General features: G+C 43.8%; 24 protein-coding genes. 12 read left to right on the top strand and 12 right to left on the bottom strand.

Annotated elements, in window-relative coordinates:
• Positions 1 to 141 precede the first annotated feature (141 nt).
• Complete coding sequence (locus FKN88_RS03375) at positions 142 to 1,566, bottom strand: methyl-accepting chemotaxis protein (protein WP_154171147.1); 1,425 nt, start codon at positions 1,564 to 1,566, stop codon at positions 142 to 144.
• Between the two features lie 231 nt (positions 1,567 to 1,797).
• Positions 1,798 to 3,003, bottom strand: coding sequence for an aromatic amino acid transport family protein (locus FKN88_RS03370; RefSeq protein ID WP_154171146.1), 1,206 nt, complete (start codon positions 3,001 to 3,003; stop codon positions 1,798 to 1,800).
• Positions 3,004 to 3,313: 310 nt separating this feature from the next.
• On the opposite strand from FKN88_RS03370, the gene FKN88_RS03365 reads away from it, so the two are divergent.
• Complete coding sequence (locus FKN88_RS03365) at positions 3,314 to 3,445, top strand: hypothetical protein (protein WP_261384366.1); 132 nt, start codon at positions 3,314 to 3,316, stop codon at positions 3,443 to 3,445.
• 164 nt (positions 3,446 to 3,609) lie between these two features.
• Positions 3,610 to 4,872 carry a DEAD/DEAH box helicase gene (locus tag FKN88_RS03360; RefSeq protein ID WP_154171145.1) on the top strand — a complete coding sequence of 421 codons (1,263 nt, stop codon included), beginning with the start codon at positions 3,610 to 3,612 and terminating at the stop codon, positions 4,870 to 4,872.
• Between the two features lie 59 nt (positions 4,873 to 4,931).
• Here FKN88_RS03360 and FKN88_RS03355 read toward each other — a convergent pair whose 3' ends face one another.
• Together FKN88_RS03355 and FKN88_RS03350 are read right to left on the bottom strand one after the other, a co-directional pair.
• Positions 4,932 to 5,711 (bottom strand): TetR/AcrR family transcriptional regulator, encoded by a 780-nt coding sequence (locus FKN88_RS03355; RefSeq protein WP_154171144.1) that lies wholly within the window; start codon positions 5,709 to 5,711, stop codon positions 4,932 to 4,934.
• A gap of 119 nt (positions 5,712 to 5,830) precedes the next feature.
• Positions 5,831 to 6,346, bottom strand: a complete 516-nt coding sequence (locus FKN88_RS03350) for an NUDIX hydrolase (protein WP_154171143.1) — start codon at positions 6,344 to 6,346, stop codon at positions 5,831 to 5,833.
• A 336-nt stretch (positions 6,347 to 6,682) separates the two neighbouring features.
• Between FKN88_RS03350 and FKN88_RS03345 the strand changes: the two genes are divergently transcribed.
• The gene (locus tag FKN88_RS03345) at positions 6,683 to 8,332 is read left to right on the top strand and encodes an ATPase RavA domain-containing protein (protein WP_154171142.1); all 1,650 of its coding nucleotides are present in this window, start codon (positions 6,683 to 6,685) and stop codon (positions 8,330 to 8,332) included.
• Between the two features lie 13 nt (positions 8,333 to 8,345).
• Positions 8,346 to 9,788: an ATPase RavA stimulator ViaA gene (gene viaA, locus FKN88_RS03340; protein WP_161426001.1), complete on the top strand. Its 1,443-nt coding sequence runs from the start codon at positions 8,346 to 8,348 to the stop codon at positions 9,786 to 9,788.
• A 3-nt stretch (positions 9,789 to 9,791) separates the two neighbouring features.
• Here the strand turns inward: viaA and FKN88_RS03335 are convergent, their stop codons facing one another.
• From FKN88_RS03335 to FKN88_RS03320, 4 genes are all read right to left on the bottom strand, one after another.
• Positions 9,792 to 10,451, bottom strand: a complete 660-nt coding sequence (locus FKN88_RS03335) for a hypothetical protein (protein WP_040905069.1) — start codon at positions 10,449 to 10,451, stop codon at positions 9,792 to 9,794.
• Positions 10,372 to 11,127: a hypothetical protein gene (locus FKN88_RS03330; protein ID WP_217522904.1), complete on the bottom strand. Its 756-nt coding sequence runs from the start codon at positions 11,125 to 11,127 to the stop codon at positions 10,372 to 10,374. Before FKN88_RS03330 ends, FKN88_RS03335 begins: the two co-directional genes overlap by 80 nt.
• 180 nt (positions 11,128 to 11,307) lie before the next feature.
• A complete protein-coding gene (locus FKN88_RS03325; RefSeq protein ID WP_154171140.1) occupies positions 11,308 to 11,781 on the bottom strand; it encodes a peroxiredoxin in 474 nt (157 codons plus the stop codon).
• Positions 11,782 to 11,973: 192 nt separating this feature from the next.
• Positions 11,974 to 12,666: a tRNA (adenine(22)-N(1))-methyltransferase TrmK gene (locus FKN88_RS03320; RefSeq protein WP_154171139.1), complete on the bottom strand. Its 693-nt coding sequence runs from the start codon at positions 12,664 to 12,666 to the stop codon at positions 11,974 to 11,976.
• A 105-nt stretch (positions 12,667 to 12,771) separates the two neighbouring features.
• Between FKN88_RS03320 and FKN88_RS03315 the strand changes: the two genes are divergently transcribed.
• The 3 genes from FKN88_RS03315 to FKN88_RS03305 all read left to right on the top strand — a co-directional run bounded on the left by FKN88_RS03315 (position 12,772) and on the right by FKN88_RS03305 (position 14,702).
• A complete protein-coding gene (locus FKN88_RS03315) occupies positions 12,772 to 13,179 on the top strand; it encodes a VOC family protein (RefSeq protein ID WP_004396588.1) in 408 nt (135 codons plus the stop codon).
• Between the two features lie 90 nt (positions 13,180 to 13,269).
• Positions 13,270 to 13,623 carry a GlpM family protein gene (locus tag FKN88_RS03310; RefSeq protein WP_154171138.1) on the top strand — a complete coding sequence of 118 codons (354 nt, stop codon included), beginning with the start codon at positions 13,270 to 13,272 and terminating at the stop codon, positions 13,621 to 13,623.
• A gap of 32 nt (positions 13,624 to 13,655) precedes the next feature.
• Positions 13,656 to 14,702 (top strand): AbrB family transcriptional regulator, encoded by a 1,047-nt coding sequence (locus FKN88_RS03305; protein WP_306687221.1) that lies wholly within the window; start codon positions 13,656 to 13,658, stop codon positions 14,700 to 14,702.
• Between the two features lie 70 nt (positions 14,703 to 14,772).
• On the opposite strand, the gene glpD is transcribed toward FKN88_RS03305, so the two are convergent.
• The 4 genes from glpD to ahpC form a co-directional block, all read right to left on the bottom strand.
• Positions 14,773 to 16,317: a glycerol-3-phosphate dehydrogenase gene (gene glpD, locus FKN88_RS03300; RefSeq protein ID WP_306687220.1), complete on the bottom strand. Its 1,545-nt coding sequence runs from the start codon at positions 16,315 to 16,317 to the stop codon at positions 14,773 to 14,775.
• Between the two features lie 360 nt (positions 16,318 to 16,677).
• Complete coding sequence (locus tag FKN88_RS03295; protein ID WP_004396583.1) at positions 16,678 to 17,115, bottom strand: DUF3069 domain-containing protein; 438 nt, start codon at positions 17,113 to 17,115, stop codon at positions 16,678 to 16,680.
• 272 nt (positions 17,116 to 17,387) lie between these two features.
• Positions 17,388 to 18,956, bottom strand: coding sequence for an alkyl hydroperoxide reductase subunit F (gene ahpF, locus FKN88_RS03290; RefSeq protein WP_161425390.1), 1,569 nt, complete (start codon positions 18,954 to 18,956; stop codon positions 17,388 to 17,390).
• 179 nt (positions 18,957 to 19,135) lie between these two features.
• Positions 19,136 to 19,693: an alkyl hydroperoxide reductase subunit C gene (ahpC, locus tag FKN88_RS03285; protein ID WP_154171137.1), complete on the bottom strand. Its 558-nt coding sequence runs from the start codon at positions 19,691 to 19,693 to the stop codon at positions 19,136 to 19,138.
• A 207-nt stretch (positions 19,694 to 19,900) separates the two neighbouring features.
• On the opposite strand from ahpC, the gene FKN88_RS03280 reads away from it, so the two are divergent.
• From FKN88_RS03280 to FKN88_RS03260, 5 genes are all read left to right on the top strand, one after another.
• Complete coding sequence (locus FKN88_RS03280; protein WP_154171136.1) at positions 19,901 to 21,148, top strand: serine protease; 1,248 nt, start codon at positions 19,901 to 19,903, stop codon at positions 21,146 to 21,148.
• The gene (locus tag FKN88_RS03275) at positions 21,145 to 21,504 is read left to right on the top strand and encodes a hypothetical protein (RefSeq protein WP_050782746.1); all 360 of its coding nucleotides are present in this window, start codon (positions 21,145 to 21,147) and stop codon (positions 21,502 to 21,504) included. The genes FKN88_RS03280 and FKN88_RS03275 overlap by 4 nt, the downstream gene beginning before the upstream one ends.
• Before the next feature lie 594 nt (positions 21,505 to 22,098).
• Positions 22,099 to 23,658 carry an AbgT family transporter gene (locus FKN88_RS03270; protein ID WP_154171135.1) on the top strand — a complete coding sequence of 520 codons (1,560 nt, stop codon included), beginning with the start codon at positions 22,099 to 22,101 and terminating at the stop codon, positions 23,656 to 23,658.
• Between the two features lie 255 nt (positions 23,659 to 23,913).
• A complete protein-coding gene (gene galE / locus FKN88_RS03265; protein ID WP_154171134.1) occupies positions 23,914 to 24,927 on the top strand; it encodes a UDP-glucose 4-epimerase GalE in 1,014 nt (337 codons plus the stop codon).
• Positions 24,928 to 25,013: 86 nt separating this feature from the next.
• Positions 25,014 to 26,066: a UDP-glucose--hexose-1-phosphate uridylyltransferase gene (locus tag FKN88_RS03260; RefSeq protein ID WP_154171133.1), complete on the top strand. Its 1,053-nt coding sequence runs from the start codon at positions 25,014 to 25,016 to the stop codon at positions 26,064 to 26,066.
• Positions 26,067 to 26,108: the final 42 nt, after the last annotated feature.

The raw sequence follows: 26,108 nt of genomic DNA, 5'->3' as shown, positions 1-26,108 counted from the left end.
ATTAGCCATCACTTATTTTGGGCTATGGTCAGTCGTTATTGGTCATCAACAAATGGTTATCAATAAAAAAGCCAGTCACATTAGTTGACTGGCTTTTTAATAAATCACTTTTCATCTCAAATGAGAGGAGAAAGCGGCGAATTAATTCGTTTGGTAGCGACTTAATATTTGACTGAGGTTTTGCGTCGCTTGACTGATTTCATTAATCCCGGATGAGGATTTTTCTGCGACGCGACGAATGGTATTGGACTGACTACGGATATCGCTCAATTCTGATGCAATATCATTAGCGACTGAACTTTGCTCTTCTGCAGACGTTGAAATTTGTACACTCATATCATTGATCATCCGTGCCGAATGAGCGATTTTTTCAATATCTTGGCCAATTTCCATTACTAAGCTGCTGCTACTTTGCGCTTGTCCTACCGTTTGTTCGGTCATTTTTGCTATCGTACGGCTTTCACTTTGCAGTTTTTCAATCATCGATTGAATATCAATAGTGGCTGATTGTGTACGGCTAGCGAGAGTGCGAACTTCGTCAGCAACCACAGCAAATCCTCGACCTTGTTCACCAGCTCGTGCGGCTTCAATCGCTGCGTTGAGTGCCAGAAGATTAGTTTGTTCAGAGATAGCGTTGATGGTGGTGATCACTTCATTAATCTTGATCGCATTTTCATTTAAGGTTGTTACCGATGAGGATGTTTGACCGATAAAGCGTGATAATTGTTCAATTTCGTTGATCGCTTGAGTGACTCGACGATGACCAATCTCAACTTGTTTCGCATCTTGTTCTGCTTGTTGAGTGGCTTGACGAGAAATGCTCGACACTTCCTGTGCGGAGGCGGTCATTTGTTCCATTGCGGTGGCAACAGAATCTAACGACGCGTATTGATTATGAATTTGTTTTTCACTCTCTTTCATTTCACCGGCAAACACTTTTGAGGTATCGGTGAGTGTCGCTGAGTTGTCTTTTACTGTGACCACTAATTCAGTCAAGGTATCCATGGCTTTATCTAGTGCGCAGCCAATGGTGCCAAACTCATCACGTCCAGGATGAAAGCCTAAGCGGGAAGTCAGATCGCCTTTCGCAATTTTTTGCGTCGTAGTGTAGAGATCCCACAATGCTCCACCTAAGAAAGTCGCAATCCAATAGCAAAGAAGCCCGAACGGAAGAACCCACAAGTAACTGAATAAAAGCACCTTGAAAGCGGCAGAGCGCATTTGCTGCTCTTGACGAGAGAAGTCTTCCGTTAAACGATAGACCTGCCCATTGTTGCTTTGAGCCGTCGCCATGACTCGACCTTGTTGATACTGCGTATCTTGCAAAGCAGCGCGAGATTCTAATCCCGGGATCAGGGTAATGGCATTTTGACTGATGATCCCTTGCAGCTTATATTCTACCGCTTGTTTCGCTTGAGTCTCAAAGTTGGTAATAGTGTTGATATAGCGAGCGCCAGCTAGGGCACTTAGTGTGATAAAAAAGAGCGCAAACACGGCCCACATCTTATCGTTGATGGATATTTTGATGAATACACGATCAATCATCCTGAATGGAACTTGTTTCATATCTTCTCCGGTGCAGCACAATGGCGTAGGGGTTGAGCGATTTTACGGCTATCTGAGCGATTAAAGTGTGTAATATCCCATATATTTATGAAATATATATGTACCAACATATAAGAATTGAGAGGTAGATCGATATATTCAGCATTTATATCAAAGCCCGAATAAGGATTCTTATTCGGGCTTTGATAAAGGTCATAAAGAATTCCAAGCAGGGCGCTTGAATGGCAGTGATTAGCCGAGTGCGGGAAGTGCGCCAATGGTGATCATTAATTGGGCGGCAACAATTAATAAGCCAATGACCCCTGTAATCATCAAGGCTGGCTTACCACCAATCACTTGGTAATACTCAGGTGAGGAGCTTTGACTTCTAACGCGCACGACCATCGCAATCGGTAAAAATATCGCCAACACCGCCAAAGCAATTGCCGCATAACCTAAGGCCATAATAAAGCCTTGTGGGTAGAATAAAGCAAACAAAAGCGGTGGGGTAAAGGTGGCGACAGAAGCGACGAACCGATTCACACCTGCCCCTTTTTTACGTAACGTATCACCCATAAACTCAAACAAACCTAAGCTAACACCGAGGAAAGAAGTCAATAACGCTAAATCCGCGAAAATACCGATCATACTCCCTAGGCCCGATTGATGTGCACTGCGTGCCAATGTGCCAATTAAGGCAGACAAACCACTATTTTGAACCAGCTCAGCTTGGCTAACGACACCGAGTGTGGCTAATTGCCACAGGATATAAATGATCAGTGGAATAGCCGAACCAAAGACGATGGCTTTACGCAGTGATGGGGTATGTCCATCAAGATAGTTGACGATAGCGGGGATACTGCCATGAAAACCAAACGAGGTGAAAATCACGGGGATAGAAGCAATGATCAGCCCCTGTCCAAGTGGCATACTCAATAAGTAGGACTCAGTAACATTAGGGGCAAGAAACGTCAGCACCATGATCATGGCAATGATTTTACCGGCAAATAATAAGCGGTTGACTTTATCGACCGTCGCTGTACCGATGGTGACTACCGCAGCGACAATAACGGTAAACAGCAAAGTGCCTGTTGGCGCAGATATAGTGAATCCAGTAAATTCACTGATCCGTTGAGTAAACTGCCCACCACCTCCAGCGATATAAGCAGCACATAACGAGTAAAATAAGAACAGCATAGCGAAGGTCGCTATCCACTTGCCTTTTGTGCCGAGTATCTCTTTCGCGAGGGTATGCAACGTGGCGTCTTGACTTGAGTATTGATGGATTTCTACCATCAATAATGCGGTGAAGGCCATTAAGGCCCATAGACCAAGCATAATCACTAATGCCGTCGAAAATCCAAGCCCAGCGGAAGCCAAAGGCAGAGCGAGCATACCCGCGCCAATCGTCGTTCCTGCAATAATTAAGCTACTACCTAACAGTTTTGATTTAATCATATTGTAAACTTATCTGTACGTATTTAGTGGTTAAATGGGTGCGACGGAGTCAGTTAAACGATGTTTAGGCCGCTGCTTAGGTGTTTTTGGCTATTTTGAATAAATTAATCAATAAGGTCAATGGTGTTGTAAAAAATTAAGTTCATTAGTGTAATTTTATTTGTACACTGAATCTTTAGTTTGGTCTGACTGGTGATGCATCGCTGACTGTGTTAAATCTGTAGTTGGTATTGTTCTCGTTGAGTACGACACAAAATTACACGGAGTGGAAAAGTGATTCACCTTTCCAGTAATAACACAGGAGGTCGAGATGACAGACCAGATAAACCTTAATGATGATACTTTAGAGCTGTTAGACGCGTTGGAAATTGGTTGTGAATTAAGTCACTACGATACTACGGCTTATGACACTAGCGAGGCTGACGTTACCTTACTCTGTTAGTTCGCATCATGATTTCCATTTGCGTACAAAATAATCACTATAGGTGGCGATTCTCATTTTCGCAAAGCCAAAGCCATAACTATTTGCTACAATCCGCGCCCAGATTTTCTTTACGCTCAGCGTCGAACGCTGGGCGTTTCTTGTATTTTTAAAAGGAAAGTAGCATGTCTTCACCCTTCAAAACCTTTTTAGACTTGGGTATTGCACCTACTTTAGTTGAGAGCCTGAATGCGTTAGGTATTGAGACGCCAACAGAAATTCAAATTCAGGCCATCCCGCCCATTTTGGCGGGACATGATGTGCTTGCTGGAGCGCAAACCGGAACGGGTAAAACGGCGGCCTTTGGTCTGCCAATATTACAACGCTTGGCGGCATCAAAAACTAGTATCGATTTGAGCAGCAGGGATATTCGTGCTTTGGTATTGGTGCCAACACGTGAGCTTGCCCAGCAGGTATTTGAGAGCCTGACTGCTTACGCGAAAGGCAGCGAGTTAAAAATTGTTGTTGCGTATGGCGGCACCAGTATGAGTGTGCAAAAACAGCATTTGCGTGGTGGTGCTGATGTACTCATCGCCACGCCAGGACGGCTTTTGGATCATGCACATGTGAAAAGTCTTTATTTGGGTAACGTACAAACCTTAGTGTTGGATGAAGCGGATCGAATGCTGGATATGGGCTTTATGCCTGATATCCAAAGAGTCTTGCGTAAATTAAATCGTGCACGACAAACGTTATTTTTCTCTGCCACCTTCGATCAAAAAATTAAGGCATTGGCTTATCGGATGATGCATGAACCGATAGAGGTGCAAGTGACGCCAGCGAATACGACGGCAGACACAGTGTCACAAATGGTTTATCCGGTTGATAAAAAACGTAAAAGTGAGTTATTGGCGTATTTGATCGGTTCACGTAACTGGCAGCAAGTGTTGGTCTTTACTAAGACTAAGCAGGGCAGTGATGCTTTAGCTCAAGAGCTGAAGTTGGATGGTATTAAAGCAGCCTCGATCAATGGTGATAAAAGCCAAGGCGCGCGACAAAAGGCGTTGGATGATTTTAAAGCCGGCAAGATTCGGGCGTTAATTGCCACGGATGTCGCCGCGCGCGGGATTGATATCTGTCAATTAGAGCAAGTGGTTAATTTCGATCTGCCTTATAAAGCGGAAGACTATGTTCATCGTATCGGCCGTACGGGACGGGCAGGACAATCCGGTTTGGCGGTCTCTTTAATGAGTCCACAAGAAGAGCCGTTGTTGCAAGCGATTGAGCGGTTGCTGGATCAGCGCTTACCACAAGAGTGGTTAAAAGGTTTTGAACCATCGCCATTAGAACGCTATGACGATACGCCTTCTCAGCGATTGAGCCGCTCGGCGGAGAAACGTCAATTAAAGGCTAAGCTGAAAATTCATGCCAAGCGTGGCAAAAGATAGTTAAACATATAACCCCCTGAAGACGTGAGCCTTTAGGGGGTTATATGTTAGATATTGGCTTAATCGGTTGTCGCTGATGAGTCTTCGTCAGTGGAGAGGTTTTCCGATGGCTGAGAGAGCGCGCACTGTTTTCGCCAATCATACTGCACATCATAAACCAGCTCTTTGACGGAGCGAGGAGATAAAGCGTACTCGTCAGTAATACGGTATTTTTGAATCATTAACCCATTAAACAGTTGCCAGTGATTGAGTAAGCATTGGTCGAGGTCCGCTTCTTCATCTCGCCATGTTTCTTTGAGAAAAGGCGTTAAACTGGCCGCACTGTGGGTATACATGATCATTTGCCATTTCACTTCCCAAATTTTGATCGGCGTTTCAGGGCATTGTTGATTATACTGTTCGGCAAACCCTTCAATTAATCGTTCTATTTCACCTGAAGTATCGATAAAGTAGTCGATTAACGCATCGTCTTGACGCACGGCATCAGCAATCAGCTGGATAGGTTGTTTGACAATCAATCCATGAGCCAATAAACGCATGATAAACAGATAGACTTTCACGTTAGCTGGCATGGATTCTGGGATCTCTTTGATCACCTTACGCATATAATGCTCAACATACAGATGCAGGCCATCACTAATGCTGTGCCAGATTTTCTCTTTACTACCGAAATGATGACGAATCAAACTGTGTGACACTCCGGCTTTTTCACTAATGTTACGCAAAGAGACTCGTGCATAACCGAAATCACAAAACAGTTGTGCTGCAACTTTGAGGATATGATAGCGAGTGTTCAGTGCATCTTCAGCACTGCGCCGCCCTTGTCGTTTTTCCGTCATGGCACTTCTTCATTGATTGATTACTGTGATGTTTTACCAGATCTACCGCAGAGTTTCACGGATAACTGGCGCATGGAGAGATTGACTGCACAAAACCTCACCTTAATTAATGCGAAGGTTCATACATAACCGCAGAGTTTGGCTTTACTTAAGCAAGCGATGGTTTTTGCATCGCTGATATCGCCATCAATAATGTATTGTTCGAGCTCTTCCATCGTTAGACTTAATACTTCTATCAGTTCATCATCATCACACTGAAAGCGCTGTGTTTTCGTCAGTTGTTTGGCGACAAATAGATATTGTATTTCGTCACAAAATCCGGCCATCGGAGTGACTTGGCCTAATTCAAAAAATTGTTCGCCACTGTAGCCAGTCTCTTCCTCTAGCTCACGTTGTGCACACTCAAGTGCAGTTTCATTATTTTCGATGGTCCCTGCGGGTAATTCGAGTAACCATTTTTTTAACGAAGGTCTGAATTGACGAATAACGATAATTCGCTTATCTGCCGTGATGGGCAAGATGACTGCGGCACCCGGGTGTTTGATGGTGGTATGAACCAAGGTTTGTCCGTTTGGATAGATAATGGTTTCTTCAACCAGTGCAATGTTTTTCCAGTGGTGTATGGTTTTTATCATGGACTAATAATCTATTTTTATCTGTTGAAATGCCGTGGCAGTCAGCGATGAATAAAAGCAATAGGGTATCAACAGAGGGCGGTTATCGTTAAGCGACTAACCTTACCCCATTTAATCGGATACCCCAACTCAATTGATGTCCAGACGTGACGTTTTTATGAATTTGTTATTTACGCATCAATGAGTTGAGAAGTAATTCTGCAAACTTTGATCTCAACCCTTTTCTCACTATTGAGATCTGGTATAAGGCTGTGCGAGTTTAAAATACAACTTGTAACAAATTAATAACGAATGTATAAATCCCGTTGTACCCTCAGCCAGTTACGGAGCGCCTCTATGATCAACCCTTCTTCTCATGCACAAAAAGCGTTACTGGCAGAAAGAATTAATAAATTAGCCAAAGCATTGGCGGATGGCGTGTATGAGCGTGAAAGTACGATTAAGCTCTGTTTGCTCGCTGCCCTGACGGGTGAAAGTGTTTTCCTGCTTGGTCCTCCCGGGATTGCAAAAAGTTTAATTGCCAAACGTCTTATCCAAGCTTTTGATAGTAGTAGCTATTTTGAATACTTGATGACTCGATTTTCTACCCCTGAAGAGGTGTTTGGTCCATTAAGCATTCAAGAATTAAAAGATAATGGTCGCTATCTACGCCTAACGGATGGCTACCTGCCGACGGCACAAGTGGTTTTTTTGGATGAAATATGGAAAGCGGGACCGGCAATTCTAAATACATTACTGACAGTCGTTAATGAGAAGACGTTTAAAAATGGCAGTGACATTGAACGAGTCCCAATGCGTTTGTTGATTTCGGCTTCCAATGAGTTACCTGATGAAGAGAGCGGTCTTGATGCTTTATACGACCGTATGTTGGTGCGTGTTTTTGTCAATCGTATTCAAAACAAACAGAATTTTAAATCGATGTTAACGGTAGGGACGCCACAAGAAGCGAAAATCCCTGATGGACTGGCAATTACCGATCAAGAATATCATCAATGGTTAAGTGAATTAGATAAGCTGACGTTAACCGATCCGCTGTTTGAAAAGCTCTATCTGCTAAAAGCGCAATTAGAGCAAGCGGCGCAAGAGAGCGGTTTACCGGCCGATGATGTCTATGTTTCTGATCGTCGCTGGAAAAAGTCAGTAAAGTTACTGAAAGCGTCCGCATTTTTTAATGGACGAGATCAGATAAGCCCGCTGGATTTACTGTTATTACAAGATTGCTTATGGAACAGTCCCGAGTCTCGTGAATTGGTGTATCGAGTGACGCGTGAGTTTGCTTTACGTGATGCATTTGATCAATCTCAGGTTGAGCAACAAATTGACCGCTGTCGTATTGAATTGACGTCCATTCAGCAAGCGTTAGAAAGTGAATTAGCCATGGAGCCGTCACTAGAAACCACCAATGGCTTAAGAAAAAAACAATTTCATCAATACGATCTCAGCCAAGCTAAACTTTATCAAGTGGGGCAAACAAAAAATCTCGTTAAACTGGTATTGCTGCAAAACAATTTATCGGTTGCTGAAGCCGAAAAAGGCGATAGCCGGTGGATTTATCTTAGTAAACCTGAGCTGCAAAAGGCGATTAAACAAGGGCAGGGAGAGATTTACGGTTACGTTAATCACAACCCAAATGTATTCCGGTTACGGATTGAACTGGATGGACAAGGGAAGTTAGTTATCAAAGATATTGCCAACCGTTCCGTGTTATTAGCCTTGGTGACTAAGCAAGGGTTAGACGAGCAACAGTATCAACTTTGGTTACAACAAGCGGAACAGGCGTTGGTACAACTCAAGCAGACGGAGCATCATTTACGTCAAGTGCGTTCAGATTTTCATAGTGCGTTACCACATAACTTTATTGATCCAGAACTGCCTGTGGCGATGCAGTCGATACTGCATGAGCTACAGCAGCAATTAGAAGAGACGCACAGTGAGTTTGAGAAAACCGTTCAGCGCTTTAGACAGTTAAGCGATTTTTTTAGTTAATTGAGGTCGGATTATGCTCGGTGCAGACAGCTTGAATATTGTTTTAGCCATCGCGGAATCTGGCATTATTGAAACCGCCGTCAATGATTTATTAGCACGCTCACAAATGATGATGGTTGAAAATGATGGTATTCGTGCCTCGGTAAAAAATCATTTAGCGAAGTGGCATAGTCAAGTTAAACAACAGATTACCCAAGTCACAGAGAGTGAGCATTTTCAAACTGAAATGGCACTTTACCAACAAGTGATTCATTGGGATGAAGAAACCTTTTTTAGTAAACTACCGGAACTGGTCAAGCAATTAGAAGGGGTGTCGCCTTTTTATCTGAAAGCTCGTCAATTAATGGAAGATAACAACGCACTGAAAAATCCGATGTTTGCCCATTTTTTCTGTGACCAATGGTATAAAGCTTTAAGCGAAGAAATTAAACAAGCGCAGATTATTGAGCTTGAAGCGAGTAAAGAACAGGCTTATGCCGAGTTGTATCAGCGGATGGAAACGTTGCGTAATATGGATAATGTCGCTCAAGCTGGGGATGAAAATCACGTCGGACGTTTATGGGATATGGCGGCCGCTAAATTAAGTCGAACCGATCTGAGCGTCATGAAGCGTCACGCTGACTTCCTCAAAAAACACAAAGGGCTACAAGAAATCGCTGAGCAACTTGGACGAATGGCCAGTCAAATTGATGATCCTTCGCTCAATCCAACCTTAAATGAACATCCCGAGGTGGTGGAAGAGAAATCTGATCAAGCGACCGATGATATTGTGGGCATTCACCCTAGTGATGATCTCAATAAGTTACTGCCGAATGAAATTCTTTTCTTGAGTCATCCAGAACTCGAAGTGATCTTCTATAAGCATCTAATAGATAAGCGCTTAATGAACTATCGTATGCAAGGTAAGTCACGCACGCTGCGTAAGGTTCGTGCTCAATCTACCGAGCATGCACAGTTAGAATTAGAAAAGGGGCCGTTTATTATTGCCATTGATGCATCAGGCTCAATGAAAGGTTTTCCTGAGCAGTGTGCCAAAGCGATGGCTTACGCTTTGATGCAAATTGCGTTAGCCGAAGATCGTGATTGTTTTGTGATGCTGTTTTCAACGCAAGCGATTGTCTATGAACTCACGCGACAAGATGGTCTGCGTGAAGCGAGTGATTTTTTAAGTTATACCTTTCATGGTGGCACCGATTTGCAGCCAGCGTTAGAAAAAGCGATCAGCTTGATGCAAGGTGAGCGATACAAAAATGCCGATCTGATGGTGATTTCAGACTTTATTGCTCCCAAGCAGAACGAATCGATTTTGCAGCAGGTCGAGGATTTAAAACGAAACCGCAACCGCTTCCATGCGTTAACCTTGTCTCGTCATGGTAATCCCGAACTGATGACCATGTTTGATCACTGTTGGCATTACCATCCTAATTTATTGGGTAGACTGGTGAAGAAATGGTAGTCTTCAACGTTTGCTGTTAAGGATCTGCTGAATACGTGGGTTGAGCGTTTTCCCGTGCTGTTGCTCATACTCTTCCCGTTTGAGATCATTAACGTTTTTCACTGAATGTGACGGCAGTAAATTATTAGGCAATTCAGTGACTAATTTCCCCTTTTCTTCAAGCCTTTTCGCTTCCAAATAATATTTCTTAAACAGTTGATCTAACTTGGCTTCCGCCACTCGTTTTAAGTCATACAGCTTGTTTTGAACTAACCATTTTTCAATATTATTCTCCGGTTCGCGAGAGAGTACGCGGATCCGGCTGTCGAGTAGCTCTTCGGCAGTAAGGGCATCACGCAGCACCCAAAGCTCGCCCATTTGTGGTGGCCAGCTATTGCCCAACTGAATACGTTCATGACAATGTTTAAGTACTCGGTTGAGACTATTAGGGTCAATCGATTCAGCGAAATCAACAAATTTCCCTGTAGGCAAACTGCCATACTGATATTCCCATTGAGTTTCATAAACACTCAAGAACGAGCCAAAAACATGTAAGCACCAGTCGGAAGGCTCCTCAGGATGAACACTATCGGCCACGATGGGCTCAGAAGGTGGGCTTTTTTCCTTTTTGGATAAGCTGCTGTCGGAAGCGCTCAGATGGGCTAAGCTTTGGTTTATACCCATTTCCCGTAGTTTGCTCTCGATTTCCTGAATGTTCAGAGGTTTTCGCTTGCTGTCTTTCATTGAGTTTCTCGTTGGTCAACCAATACTGGAGTTTGTTTTCTAATCGGGCGACGGTTAATAGCTCGCTGGCTTTAGACTTGTGCCAGAGAACAAATTTTTTCCACACTAATAGATGATCATTATTAATGCCAGAGAATTTAAAAGCCCGCTCTGCCCACATAGGGATTTCACTCTCATCCAAATCATGAGTCGCAATCGCGTTCCCTTGCAGTAAATTAGATGAGTTATTGCGATATTGTAACGCTTGCTTTGGCAGATTAGGAAAGTTTTCCTGTGGTGCAGGTGCAGGTGCAGGTGCAGGTGCAGGTGCAGGTGCAGGTGATTTCATCGTCATAGGGTGGTGCTCTTGATCACTAATTCGCATCTGGAAAATATGCAGTTCATGACCATGACGATAGTCTACTTTGATTTTTTCAAGCCGTTGCTGCTCACACAAAGAACGTAAACATTCGGCTAAACCAAAGGTAGATAAGCAGCAGAGTGGCCCCATATGTTCTAGGTTAACTGTCACATAGCCCATATCATCGGTGCTATCGGCAAGCATTAATAACACCAGTTTTTCCGCTGCGCTTGCACAGTTGAGTTGCCAGGCTAGATGGGTATATTTTGCGCTCACTTATCTCGCTCCGACTTTATGTAATATTAAAAGGAAGCGTTATTGTATGTCAGCCGTATAAGGAGTTGTAGGCTTGAGAGTAATTAAATTCATTTGCACAATAGCGATAAGCCAAAGAAATGAATTGGCCCCATTATGTTTTGGGGCCATAAGTATTATCAATGGTGGCTTAGGCGTTGATTACAGTAGCGCAAGTAAGGTTTCTGCTTTACTGGCTTCGAATGTTTTCGCTTCTTCAACATTGAGGGTGGTGACCACACCATCTTCAATGATCATCGCATAGCGTTGTGAGCGAATGCCACCAAAGCCAGCAGTATCCATTTCAAGGCCCAGAGCTTTGGTAAAACTGGCATCACCATCGGCAAGCATTAACAGTTCAGAGGCATTTTGCGCTTCGCCCCATGCTTTCATTACAAATGCATCATTAACCGCAACACAGGCAATCAGGTCAACACCTTTCGCTTTGAAAGTATCGGCATGAACCACGTAACCAGGTAAATGGGCTTCTGAACAGGTAGGGGTAAATGCGCCTGGGACGGCAAATAAGACCACTTTTTTGCCCGCAAACAATTCTTGAACATTATGATTAACCATACCATCTGCGGTCAGTTGGCTGAGTGTTGCCGCAGGTAAAGATTGTCCTTGCTTGATCATCTTGGTTCCTTAATCGTGAGTTGTCCCTGCGGTTTGAAAATCAAATCGCCTGAGGGAAGAGATTACTCATCCAGTGTAACTCTAAATACGATGACCAACCACCGACAAACTGTAGGGAAATCATAATGAGTTAATGGCGTTATTATGCTTGTTACCGCATGCTATCGATGCCCCGAGTTTAGGGCTGATATTTCATTCTGCTAACCTGATTGAAACGGAGTGATAAGCACGGACAATTGGCGCGGCTTTTTCAGGGTGACTTTTTTCAACACGCTGATAATGGCCAAGTAATGTGGTTAAATATCTTTGCGCCTGCTGATATTCGGCGAGGGTCTTGACTTGCCAGAGTGAGTCGCCCACCAGACTGATCGTTGGTGCGTTATTATCAGTAGAAGATGGGGCTGCGATATACAGCACTTCATAATAGCGGCGGTTGTCTTCGACAAGGCTTTCATGATAGAGCTGGCAGGACAACTGACGTAACTGTTGTCTTAAGCGATAGGTATGATAAACCGGACAAAGTATAAAATCGATCGATTGGTTTGGATGAGCCGTGATGATTTTGCTCACCAACTCCGCGGTTAAATCACCACCGACACCCGCGATGATCACTAAATGACGACCATGATGCTTATCAAGCGGCAACCTTGCTACATCGATGCAGTCGGCGCTCCACTGAGTTTGATTAGGGTAGTGGCGAGAAAGGCGCTGGCGTAACACGTCAATCAGCTCGGGGACAATATCAACAAAATGAATGCAGCTCGCCGCTTGGCGCGTTAATAGCGCTTGTCCCAACCAACCATGATCACAACAGCAATCCCAAATATGATCATAAGGCTGGGTAATCAGTTGCTCAATGTGTTGTAGGCGTTGGCTTAGCTTCATGGAAAATAACGGTTAGTCAAATAAGGAGGCGGATTATACTCAACTTAACTCGCGAACCATAATTCTAGATGCAAAACCAATACACATAGTAATAAGGAGAAGATAATGTTAACCATCCATGGTTTGGATCATGTGGTATTACGCACCACTCAGTTAGATAAGATGCTCTATTTTTATGGCACCGTGCTTGGTTGTCCTATAGAACGCACTTTACCCGATGAAGTGGGATTGATTCAGCTACGAGCTGGTTCAGCTTTAATTGATATCGTTACTGTTGACAGTGAGCTGGGTAAATTAGGCGGTAAAGCGCCACAACAAGATGGCCGAAATGTTGAGCATATTTGCCTGCAAGTCTCTCCACTCGAAGAGGCGGCTTTATTAGCGTTTCTTGATCAGCACGAGATTCCGCATTCTGATTTTGACACTCGTTATGGCGCACAAGGTTTTGGGCGTTCGATTTATATTGAAGATCCAGAAGGCAACGTGATTGAATTAAAAGCTTTTCAAGTGTAACTGTCGATTTTCACGGGTTGAGAACTTAATCTTTACATCTTGTAACAACTGGTTATAGTAAGCAACGCGTTGAAATGAGAGAGGAATGCCATGCTGGCTCTGTTTTTGAAATGCTTACTGGGCGCAGTAGCGGTGTTGATTATTGCTCTTCTCTCGAAGAGTAAAAGTTTTTTCATTGCTGGTTTAGTACCACTGTTTCCGACTTTCGCTTTGATTGCGCATTATATTATTGGCGCTGAGCGCACCATGGCTGACCTGCGTTTAACCGCTTTATTCGGCCTCTATTCCTTGATCCCTTATGCCGCCTATCTATTAGCGATTTATTATTTTAGCTATCACTTCTCTTTGCTTTGGACATTGAGTTTATCGACTTTGATTTGGCTAGCTTTCGCTGGGGTGTTGATTGTGAGCTGGAGCCGTTTTCATCCAAGTATGGCCGTGTGATAGGCGGTGTTATCTGTGAAGTGGGAGTCAGTATGTGCACTCGAATAATAAGCTTTAACCTAGTGGTGATTACCCTAATTGCTTTGTGCTCCATGTTAGTGGGAAGCTTTTTTTCCTTGCCGTTAAGCGAGTTATTTATCGCGGCTATCGTGGTGGTGCTATTGCGTAAGCAAGCGCAGATAACATTGAATTTACCAAAAAGTCTGTTGATGTTTGTGCAGGTGATATTGGGGATCAGTGTTGGGGCGACGATTTCGCTGATTGAGTTAGGGCAAACCCTGAATGTCTCGGTAGTGGCTGGATTAATGGTCTGCCTACTGTTACAGACGGGCGGCGGTTTTTGGTGGCTACATAAACGGGAAGGTTGGCACCCGTTTGAAGCATTATTGGGCGCCATTCCCGGTGCGATGGCGGCGATACTGGTGATCAGTGAGTCGGGGAGTAAGCCATCGAGTAAAGTGGTTTATGCTCATTCAGTTCGGTTAATTATTTTAATCCTATTAGCGGGGGTCATTTCCCTTAATGGTACCCGTATCGCGGTTAGTCATCCGTTGATGGGCAGTGAACAATGGTTAATGTTAGGGGCTATTGTTGGCCTAAGTATGCTTTGTGGCAAACTCTCGATAAAGCTGGGCATTCCCGCCCCCTATATGTTGGCCTCATTACTGATCGCTGCTGCCTTTAATAGTTTCGTCCCTACATTTTCTTTTGCGGTACCGATCAATTTGGTGCTATTTGCTACCGCGTTATTGGGAGTGTTAATTGGCGTGCGTTTGGCAGAAACGACATTGCGTGAAGCGGCTTCTTATTCTAAAGCTGGGGTGATAGTCACCCTGATTGGCTTAATGGTTGCTGTAGGCGTATCTTGGATTGCTGCCCATCTACTGGATATGAGTTGGTTAGTGTTACTGTTATCTTGGGTGCCCGGTAGTGTTGAAGCGATGACCGCGGTGGCGTTACTACTCGGTTTAGAACCCGCTTTTGTGATGGTCAATCATGCCATTCGCTTACTGCTTTTATACACCATGCCAGCACTGTTTAAGAAGCAGTTAGAGCAGTTGCGTCCTTCGGAACAGTAAATAAATTCATCGCATAAAAAACCACCGCGTAAGGCGGTGGTTCAATCATGGTTGTCTGTATTGAAGGGGCTTAACCAACGGCCCGTTGGCTAGTGTCTGCCTCTGCCTTAGCGGTTAAATATTGTGTTACTTGTTCAACACAGGTCACATCGTGATCGATACCTAATTTAGTACGACGCCAGAAGATATCATCCGCTTGCTGTGCATACTCATGTTCAATCAAATAATCGACTTCGATTTGATACAAGTCATCACTAAATTGAATACCTAAATCCGCTTGGTTTTGCACGCCATCAAGCATGGTATTACAGCGCGTACCATAGTTAGTGACCCAGCGCTCTAACATTGCTTGATTGACAAATGGCAGCTGTTGTTGCAGTTTGGCCAGTAGCTTATCGCGTGCAAAGGCTTCCCCCCCCGGTAAAGCAGATTGTGCTGTCCAACTTGGTTTCATCTGTGGGAAGAAGGGCGCAAGCTGCTTCATTGCTGATTCGGCCAATTTACGATAGGTGGTCAGCTTACCACCAAAAATCGACAGTAGCGGGGCTTCATCACCGTGTTGGTCGAGAGATAAGGTGTAATCACGAGTAATCGCTTGTGGTGAGTCTGATTCATCATCACATAAAGGCCGCACACCGCTAAACTCAGAGACGATATCACTGACAGCAATCTCTTTCGCAAAATGCTTATTGACGATATCAATCAGGTACTGACGCTCTTCTGCTGAAATCGTGACTTGTCTTGGATCGCCTTTATACTCAACGTCTGTGGTGCCGATCATTGAATACTTACCCAAATAAGGGATAACAAATACGATACGCTTATCTTCATTTTGCAAGATATAAGACTGCGGCTCATCGTGAATTTTTGGCACAATGATGTGTGAGCCTTTGATAAGACGAATGCCATAGGGCGAATCGATTTGGATATTGTTATCTAAAAATTGCTTAACCCAAGGTCCGGTAGCATTGACTAAGGCATGGCTTTTACGCACAAAACGGGTTTGCGTTCGCTCATCAAAGAGCGTAACAGACCAGATATCATGTTCACGAGTGGCTTTTTCTACTCGGCAATAATTGATCACTTCCGAGCCGAGCTCTTTAGCTTGCATCGCATTCAGTATCACCAATCGAGCGTCGTCTACCCAACAATCAGAATATTCAAAACCGACCGACATTTCAGGTTTCATTACGCTGCCTGCCTGCAAGGCGACTTTTTTACTCCCCGGCAGTGAAGTGCGTTTGCCTAAATTGTCATACAGGAATAGACCCGCACGAATCATCCATGCCGGGCGAAGAAACGGGCGATGAGGAAGACGAAAACGCATCGGTGTGACAATGTGCGGTGCTTTTTTAAGTAAGACTTCGCGTTCGGCTAATGCTTCACTCACTAAACGAAACTCATAATGTTCGAGATAACGTAGGCCACCGTGGATTAGCTTTGAGCTGGCTGACGAGGTAGCGCTGGCAAAATCTTGTGCTTCATAGAGCCCGACTTTTAAACCACGCCCAGCGGCGTCGGCGGCGATACCGGCACCATTAATGCCGCCACCCACCACGATAATATCTAACACTTGGTGTTCGTTAAATTGCGTTGAACTGTGCTGTTGTTTCATTTTGATGGCCTTTGTGTTCGTTTTTGTCTTTTAATGTTCGTATGAAACCATTAAATGGTCGAGATTGGCAGTTGTTACGTGTGATTTTTTGATATGGATCATATTTAATGCGCGTTTGAAGGTGTTGGTTGGTAATTGTTCGCTCTATTGCGCGTTTATTTATATTAATGATAGGAGAAACGGCTTATTAGATGAGTATAGGCTATGTCGATAATGACGAAATAAAAGAAACCAGAAGGGATGACAACAGGCTATTAGGGATGGTCTATAGGTGAAGCGAAATAACGTGAGTGTTTAGAAAATAAAAAAGCTCGCGATTACGGTTAGATAACGGCGAGCTAGGTATCAATGGTTATTGAACTATTTAACAAACACGTCTTTAAAATCACGTTTTAAAATAGGATCACGACGGGCTTTTTTGATTTGTTTGACCATGTCTTTAACACAGTTATGTAAGACTTGATCGAGCAATTCGGCGCGGTACTCTTCTTTGTCTTGCTCACTCATGTCTTTAGGTAATTTTAGTGTCGGAAACTCTTCCATTACATTGACGCCGGCAAACGCTTGGCTTACTGAGATCAGTGCATGGAACTGCTCAAAGTTATCAAGAATGTTTTGCGCACTAGCAGGAAGGCTATTCCATGCTTCTCTAACGACCTCTTCTGAGACTTCATGAATTGAAGCCACCATGTTGTACATTTGCTCGGGTACTTGGTCAAATTCAATCACCTGACGCAGTTCAGGGGATACGGTATCCAAATTAACGATCGGTGCTTCAGTTTGAGTCGTGTCTGACATGAAAAATTTCTCATCAAGGAAAAACCTCATGCTAAAAAGTTACGCTAAAATGTCAACCTAAACGTATCAATAAAGCGCTAAGCGCGGAGATTTTGTTCGTATCATCAGCATGACTAGCAGTCGGTAAAGGTTGATACTGAGCTTTTCTGCTAAAAATTAGACTAAAAGCCAGATCGTTATTGAATTCATGACAAAAAAAGACTCTCACGACAGCGACCTAGAAAAGGAGTCAGCCGCGTCGTAAGAGTCATATTGGTTGTGTTAAGCCAAGATTAGTTCTGTTGGCGAATCAAGTAATCAAAAGCGCCTAAGCTGGCTTTAGCTCCTTCGCCCATCGCAATGATGATTTGTTTATAAGGGACCGTTGTTGCATCACCAGCAGCAAATACCCCCTCAAGGCTGGTTTCACCACGACTACCGATTTCAATTTCACCACGCGGTGATAAGTTAACCGCTGAGTCTTTCAGCCATTCAGTGTTCGGTACTAAACCGATTTGCACAAAGATCCCCGATAATTCAATGTGTTTAATTTCATCAGTATGACGATCTTTGTAGTTCAATCCGGTCACTCGGGTACCGTCACCGATCACTTCAGTGGTTTGCGCCATCGTGATGATATCAACGTTTGGCAATGAGTTAGCTTTGTTGATCAATACTTGGTCTGCGCGCAAAGTATCAGCAAACTCCAGTACCGTAACATGCTCAACGATACCCGCTAAGTCAATCGCCGCTTCAATACCTGAGTTACCACCACCGATCACTGCGGTTCTTTTGCCTTTAAATAATGGGCCGTCACAGTGTGGGCAGTAAGCCACGCCTTTATTGCGATATTCTTGCTCTCCTGGTACGTTCATTTCACGCCAGCGAGCACCTGGGCTTAAAATCACGCTGCGACTTTTAAGGCTAGCACCGCTTTGTAAACCGACATGAATACGTCCATCATCGGTAAATTCTGCGCCCATTAATTTATCGGCTTGCTGTTCAGTAATAATATCAACGCCGTACTCTTTTAAATGCTCAGTTAGGTTAGCGGTAAGCTTCGGACCTTCAGTATGTTTGACCGAGATAAAGTTTTCGATAGCCATAGTATCCATGACTTGACCACCAAGACGCTGAGCAACAATACCGGTGCGAATGCCTTTACGAGCCGCGTAAATCGCTGCTGCTGCACCAGCTGGACCACCGCCAACCACCAATACGTCGTAAGGGGCTTTCTCATTGAGGCTGGCCGCTGCTTTTTCGGCGGCGCCATCGTCTAACTTATGCAAAATTTCAGTTAGACTCATGCGTCCTTGGCCAAACAGCTCGCCGTTTACGAATACGCTTGGCACCGCCATAATGTCGCGCTGTTTGACTTCATCTTGGAATAGAGCACCATCGATCATTGTGGTGCGAATATCAGGATTAATTGCCGACATCATATTGAACGCCTGCACGACATCGGGGCAGTTTTGGCAAGACAGTGAAATAAAAATCTCTACGTCTAATGTTTTGTCTAACTGGGCAATTTGCTCAATGACTTCTGGCTCCAGTTTCATTGGATGGCCGCCAGAGTGAAGCAGGGCAAGAACTAAAGAAGTAAATTCATGGCCCATAGGCACACCAGCAAAACTTAATTGGGTTGCTTTGTCTGGGTTACTGACCGTCATAATAGGTTTACGCGCACTGGCATTATCGTCACGCTCGACCGAAACTAATGGGCTGAGTTCAGCAATTTCATTAGCCAAGGCAAGAATGTCTTGCGCTGCTTTACTTTCATCGAGGCTGACCACTAAACGGACGTCTTGTTTCAGATTACTGAGATATTGTTTTAATTGTTGTTTAATCGCTTGGTCTAACATAGAAACACCTTGTCGAATACGTTGAAAAAAATGGCCACTCTGGATGAATATTGTCAAGAGAGAGCAAGCTAGGCATTTAGGTCGTCAGAGTAAAACACCCAGCCTGCTCTTAATCGATTAACGTCTGTGCTTGCGGATGTGGTTTAACGCCACAGGTTCGCTATCAGCGTTAATTAGAATTAGATTTTGCCTACAAGGTCTAAAGATGGCGCTAGCGTTTCTTCGCCTTCTTTCCATTTTGCAGGGCACACTTCACCTGGGTGAGAAGCTACATACTGAGCCGCCTTGATCTTACGCATTAGATCTTGTGCATCACGACCGATACCTTCAGCGGTGATTTCCATCGCTTGGATAACACCTTCTGGATCGATAACGAAAGTCGCGCGGTCTGCTAGGCCTTGACCTTCACGCATCACACCGAAGTTGTTGGTGATGTTGCCAGTTTGGTCGCCCACCATGTAGTAGTTGATTTTGCCGATCGTGTCAGAACTGTCGTGCCATGCTTTGTGAGTGAAATGAGTGTCAGTCGATACAGAGAACACTTCTACACCACGTTTTTGTAACTCTTCATAGTGATCAGCAAGGTCACCAAGTTCGGTTGGACAAACAAACGTGAAGTCAGCTGGATAGAAGAAGAACACGGCCCATTTACCGAGAACGTCTTTTTCTGTGATTTCTACGAATTCACCGTTTTTGTATGCAGTTGCGTTAAATGGTTTGATTTGAGTGTTAATCATTCTTTACTTTCCTTTTCTGTAAGTTTTTGATTTCGCAATGTGTTGCGCTCGGTAAGTATATTCCCACTTTGAGTTGATAAAGGAAAATTGCTTGTGTCTATCCTATTGATAGGTGAAAGCTATGTTTTGGGGCTAATAATGGTTCTGTCGTTGATTGGTTGGGGAAATCACGCTATATAGTCAATTACATGATTGTGGAGTACATAAATGCGTAAGATGATATATCTTTGGCTCTTGAGCACAGCTTTACCGTTTCACGTCAACGCAGAAACAGCAAGTCGATATGATCGATTCGATGAGTTATCTCTCCGTATTATTGGTGGTGAAAAGTCATCAGAAAATGATTGGCCTTTTATGACTGCATTAGTCAAAAACAATGCAATTAATACTTATAAAGGACAGTTTTGTGGGGCGAGTTATATTGGGCAAGGATTTGTTTTAACCGCAGCTCATTGTATAGATAATAAAAGAAGCCATGATTTTCATGTGCATATTGGTATTTACGATTTATCGAAATCCAGTACACAAGGTCAAGCCGAAGAAGTGAGGGCTATCTATATTCACCCTGCTTATAACAGGCTCACTCATGTCAAGGATATTGCTTTGATTGAGTTGATTAGCCAACCAAATTTACCAACCGTTAAGTTGGCGACAGGGTATAAGAACAACGAGATATCAGAAAGAACTATGTTAACGGTGATGGGCTGGGGGAAACTAACCACAAAGATAAATAGTTATCCTAATATCTTGCATCAAGTTAACTTACCTTATGTGCCGCGTTCAAGTTGTCAGAATTTAGGTAAGCGCTATAACAATATTACAGATAGTGATATATGTGCTGGCTTTTTGGAAGGTGGAAAAGATTCTTGTCAAGGGGATAGCGGTGGTCCATTAGTGTACAGCCATAATGGTGGCATTGAGCAGGTGGGTGTGGTGAGTTGGGGAGATGGCTGTGCCCAGCCAAACGCTTATGGGGTTTATGCTAATGTTGCTTATTTTCAAGATTGGATCGCCGAGATAAAAGAATCGGGTATCAGTTATACCCAATATACTTATCGTAAAGTGACTCAACCAACCGTAGAAGAAGAGCTTGTTATAGAGAATACCTCTGATACGGCATTATCTATTCTTGATATAGAACTTGATCCTGATTCCAAGCTCACCATAACAACCAATACTTGTATTGATGCGATTTTGGAACCTTCTAATAGGTGTAGTATCCGTCTCACATCAACCTCAAAAAAACTGTTTACTCAACGGGATGATACTCGCGAGGTACAACAGTTAGTGGTAACGACTAATCGCTCGAATAATGAAAAATTATCATTTTTCTTAGTGTTTGAACGTGATAAACCAGCCTTGCCTTCTTCTAGTTCAGGCGGCAGTATCGGTTGGTCTTTATTTGGGTTAGGCTTACTCGGTTGGTTACGTTTTCGTAAAGGAGTAAGAGTGTGATAAGAGTCGTATTCAGTACATTATTAGTATTCATATTGAGCGCTTGCAGCGGCGCTGAGAGTGCAGCAACTGACCCAGTGGTTGGAGATAAAATTCCTCTACTGAGTTATCAAGTCAACCCCAATCATATCGCCTTTGAAGCGCTAGGTAATGGATGCAGTCAAGCAGATCATTTTGCGCTACAAATCGATTCAATTCATCGACAAGCAGCAACGGTATCAGTGATACGCGTTAAACAAGATATGTGCCGCCGTATGCCGATGTGGGAATCGTTCACGCTTGCTTTACCTAAAGAGCTCCAAGGTAAAACCCTTTCTGTGACCAACCCCCAAGGGCAGGCAGATAGTAAAGGTTAATAATCACAACGTGTTTATGGTTTGTGAGATAAACCCGCGGCGCAGTGCCTAGTTATGGCTGCGCCGTTTTTAGTCGTCACGCATTAGGTCATCGACGAGCGATAGTGGCTGCCATTCAGAACACCCTAAATCGTTAACTAGACGATTCAACGTTAATCGAGCCACTATTGAAGAGGATCATTCGATACAAAAGTTAAGCCCGATACTGACTCTTTCTCCTTTCTTTTTATCTGATTCTTCAACAAATAATGATATCAGTGCTAATTTTTAAGCTTTTCTACCCTTTATTGGTCGATAATACTTGAAATGTCCCATTAACTTTTGATTTACTCTGCGGCAGCATTACCAAGCTGAATGCAATTGACTTGGTGATATATGCTGAGCTGATGGACAATAGCCACCATTTGTCTATTGAGATAGCCACTCAGCTCATCGCAATAACTCAGCTCACTCTCTTTCTACTTACTGTGATGGTAGCGTAAAACATGGCTATTTTTCCTCATATATAGTGATGATTGAGGTCGATATAGAGTGTTTCGCTAAGTAGTTTGAGCATGGCAATGATTAATGGATGACATAAGGATAGAGAAATCAATGAGTGAAATCGCGGATAAGGAATCAACGCAAGGCCGTGGTGTACTGCGTTTTATTGCCCTTGCGGGACAGAAAATCCCAGACCCTATTGTGATATTTATGGTGCTATTTGCTGTCTGCTTACTCCTCACTGGGGTGATGAACGGTGTGCAGTTTGTAACCACGGGGGCGGATGGCGCGAGTACCACGCACAGCATTAAAAACATGCTGGCAACCGAGCACGTGCGTTGGGTGTTTGATAATGCGTTATTGCAAAACTGGCTAGCCTTTGGTGGCGGTGTATTGGGTGTCATTCTGATCGTCATGATTGGTGTCGGCATTGCCGAGCATTCCGGTTTATTGAGCACCGTGATCAAACGAGTTGGCACTAAAATCAGTGATCGTTGGTTACCTTTGCTACTGGTCTTTTTAGGGATCATGAGTTCGATCGCCAGTGATGCTGGTTATTTAGTCTTAATTCCTTTAGCTGGTATGCTTTACGCTGGTTTAGGTAAAAACCCACTAATCGGTATGAGCGCGGCATTTGCGGGTGTTTCTGCCGGCTTTAGTGCCAACTTGATCCCAGCTACGCCTTCAGACGTGATCATCGGCGTTAATGCCCGAGTCTTTGCTGAGGCGCAAGGTGTGCCGTTTGTGAATGCGGCGGGAGAGGCGCTTAATCCTGCAACAATGCATTATTATTTTATTTTTGTTTCCACCATTTTGCTTGCCGTTGTTGGTGCTTGGGTGACGAAACGTTTCGTTACTCCACGCTTAGAAAAGATGAGTTATCAGCTTCCCGAAGACTTGAATTTAGATGACTTTAAAGTCACTGAGAAAGAGCAAAAGGGATTACGCGCTGCAGGAGTGGGTTTAATTCTTGCGCTATTAATGGTGTGGGGACTGATTGTTGGTCCATTAGCAACCTATACCGATGCCTCTGGCCGTGAAGTGACGCCGTACCTGAATAATGTCATTTTATTGATTGCCTTAGTTTTCACCATTATTGGTGTGTTTTTCGGTGTCGCGAGCGGTAAATTCAAGAAAGTGCAAGACGTTGTACAAGCGATGGTTAAGCAGATGAACACCATGGGCTATATCTTAGTCTTGACCTTTTTCTGCTATAACTTCTTGGCTTTACTTAGCTATTCCGGTCTTGGCACTTATATTACCTATCTTGGTGCGACTTTCTTGCAATCTCTTGGGCTGCAAAAATTCCCGATCTTATTGATTGTTGGTTTCTTGCTGACCACTGCGGTGATTAACCTCTTTGTGGGTGGTCTAACTTCGAAATGGATGCTATTAGGCCCTATTTTTGTGCCAATGCTCTATCAAGTAAACCCGAATATGACGCCAGATTTAGTGGCTGCTGCTTATCGTGTTGCGGATTCATCAACCAATATCATTACGCCGATGATGAGTTATGCTGGGGTTATTTTAGCCTTTATGCGTAAGTACAAACCGGAGCTATCGTTTGGTGATGTGATTGCGATGATGATCCCTTATTCTGTTGCCTTCTTAGTTTCTTGGACAGTATTACTGATTGGTTTTTTCACACTTGGATTACCGTTAGGTTTCTAAAGGTGGTGCTGTTTTGCTGGAAAGCCCGATTGCATATCGGGCTTTTTTTTGCCTCCCTATCTTGGTTTTTGGCTTTCTATTGTTATCGTTACCACTATTTTTGGTCTTTAAAATTGAAGATTTAAATGTTTATTTTATTTCATTTGAATGATTTTGTGTAAACGTTACCACTTTGAGGTTTTTATCACAGAAAAATAGATCTCTCTACTGATAGACTGAATGTCATTGAGGCAACGTTGAAGAGTAAGAGGGTTTATGAGTGTTTTGATTACTGGTGGGATGGGCTACATTGGCAGCCATACTTGTGTTCAGATGATTGAAGCGGGCCTTGAACCGATTATCATCGATAACTTATGTAATGCAAAAGTGGAAGTGTTAAACCGAATTGATGCGTTAACAGGAAAGAAACCTATCTTTTATCATGGTGATATACGTGATGAGGCATTTTTAGATTCGGTCTTCACGCAGCATGATATCCAAGCAGTGATTCACTTTGCGGGCCTCAAAGCAGTTGGTGAATCGGTGGCAAAACCACTTGAGTATTATGATAATAACGTCAATGGTTCATTGGTCTTGACGCGTAGTATGCGTAAAGCCGGAGTGAAAAGTCTCGTCTTCAGTTCATCGGCGACAGTGTATGGTGACCCAGACATTGTACCTATCACCGAAGATTCTCCAACAGGATCAACAACGAATCCATATGGTCGTAGCAAATACATGGTGGAGCAGTGCCTAAGTGATCTGTTCCACGCTGAAAACGACTGGAGCATTACCTTGCTGCGTTACTTCAATCCGGTCGGCGCACATCCATCGGGCTTGATGGGGGAGGATCCGCAAGGTATTCCCAATAATTTGATGCCGTTTATTGCACAAGTCGCGGTAGGTCGAAGAGAAAAACTCTCTCTATTTGGTAACGACTACCCAACTCCAGACGGTACAGGTGTGCGTGACTACATTCATGTGATGGATTTGGCCGATGGACATCTTGCGGCACTTCAGTCTGTGGGAGAGAAATCGGGGTTGCACATTTACAACTTAGGTACGGGTAAAGGTTCTAGCGTACTTGAGATGGTTAACGCTTTCAGTGAGGCTTGCGGCAAACCAATCCCTTATCAAACATGCCCACGTCGTCCGGGTGATATTGCTCAGTGCTGGGCGAGTACAGAGAAAGCGGCGCGTGAATTGAGCTGGAGAGCGACGCGTAACGTAGCTGAAATGACGGCGGATACGTGGCACTGGCAAGTTAAAAATCCGAATGGCTATTCTTAGCATAATTGAACACATTGCTGTTTACTGTGCTTCTCACGCTGTTGGGAAGCTCAATTTGAAGAATCTTTAAAAGTTGAGTAAGTCAGATGTCAAATATCAAATTTAATCCTGTGGATCATCCTCATCGCCGTTACAACCCGTTGACGGGGCAATGGATTTTGGTTTCCCCCCATCGTGCAAAACGTCCTTGGAGTGGTGCTGACGAAAAGCCAGCGCTTGATGAGTTGCCAAATTATGATGACAAATGTTTTCTTTGTCCGACTAACGAGCGTATCTCGGGCGATATCAATCCAGATTACAAGGACACATACGTATTCAGTAACGACTTTGCTGCATTGATGGTGGATTCTCCAGATGCGCCAGAGTCGGACAATCCACTGTTCAAAACGCAAAGCGTCCGTGGTTTAAGTCGAGTGATTTGCTTCTCTCCTGACCATAGCAAAACGCTGCCAGAGCTACCCGTTAATAAAATTCGCAACGTAATTGACACATGGAACGAGCAAATCGAAACCTTGGGTAAAGAGTACGTATGGGTTCAAGTGTTTGAAAATAAAGGCGAGACAATGGGCTGCTCTCAGCCGCACCCACATGGTCAAATTTGGGCGAACAGTTTTTTACCCAATGAAATCGAGCGTAAAGAGCATCATCTCAAGGCGTACTACCAAGAACATGGCACTAACTTGTTAGTCGACTATGCACTGGCTGAACGAGCTGATGGATCGCGAACCGTCGTTGAAACGGAACACTGGCTTGCGGTAGTACCTTATTGGGCAGCATGGCCATTCGAAACGATGTTGCTACCGAAAGCGCATATTCGTCGTATGAGTGAACTCAGCGGTGAACAACGTGATGATCTTGCTGTTGCCATCAAAAAACTCACCAGTCGTTACGATAATCTTTTTCAATGCTCTTTCCCTTATTCAATGGGTTGGCACTACGCGCCGTTTTTTGAACCGGGCACCAACATCGAACATTGGCAATTGCATGCGCTGTTTTATCCTCCATTGTTGCGCAGTGCTACTATTCGTAAATTTATGGTCGGTTACGAAATGCTAGCAGAAAGCCAGCGTGATTTAACTGCTGAGCAAGCTGCGCAGCGACTACGCGATGTCAGTGATGTGCACTATAAAGAACAATAATTTTGATTATTGTTGAAGCTCTACCTAGTTAAGGGATGTGAT

The organism is Vibrio sp. 2017_1457_13 (assembly GCF_030851525.1).
Taxonomy (GTDB): domain Bacteria; phylum Pseudomonadota; class Gammaproteobacteria; order Enterobacterales; family Vibrionaceae; genus Vibrio; species Vibrio metschnikovii.
This window is presented reverse-complemented; position numbering and strand designations above follow the sequence as displayed.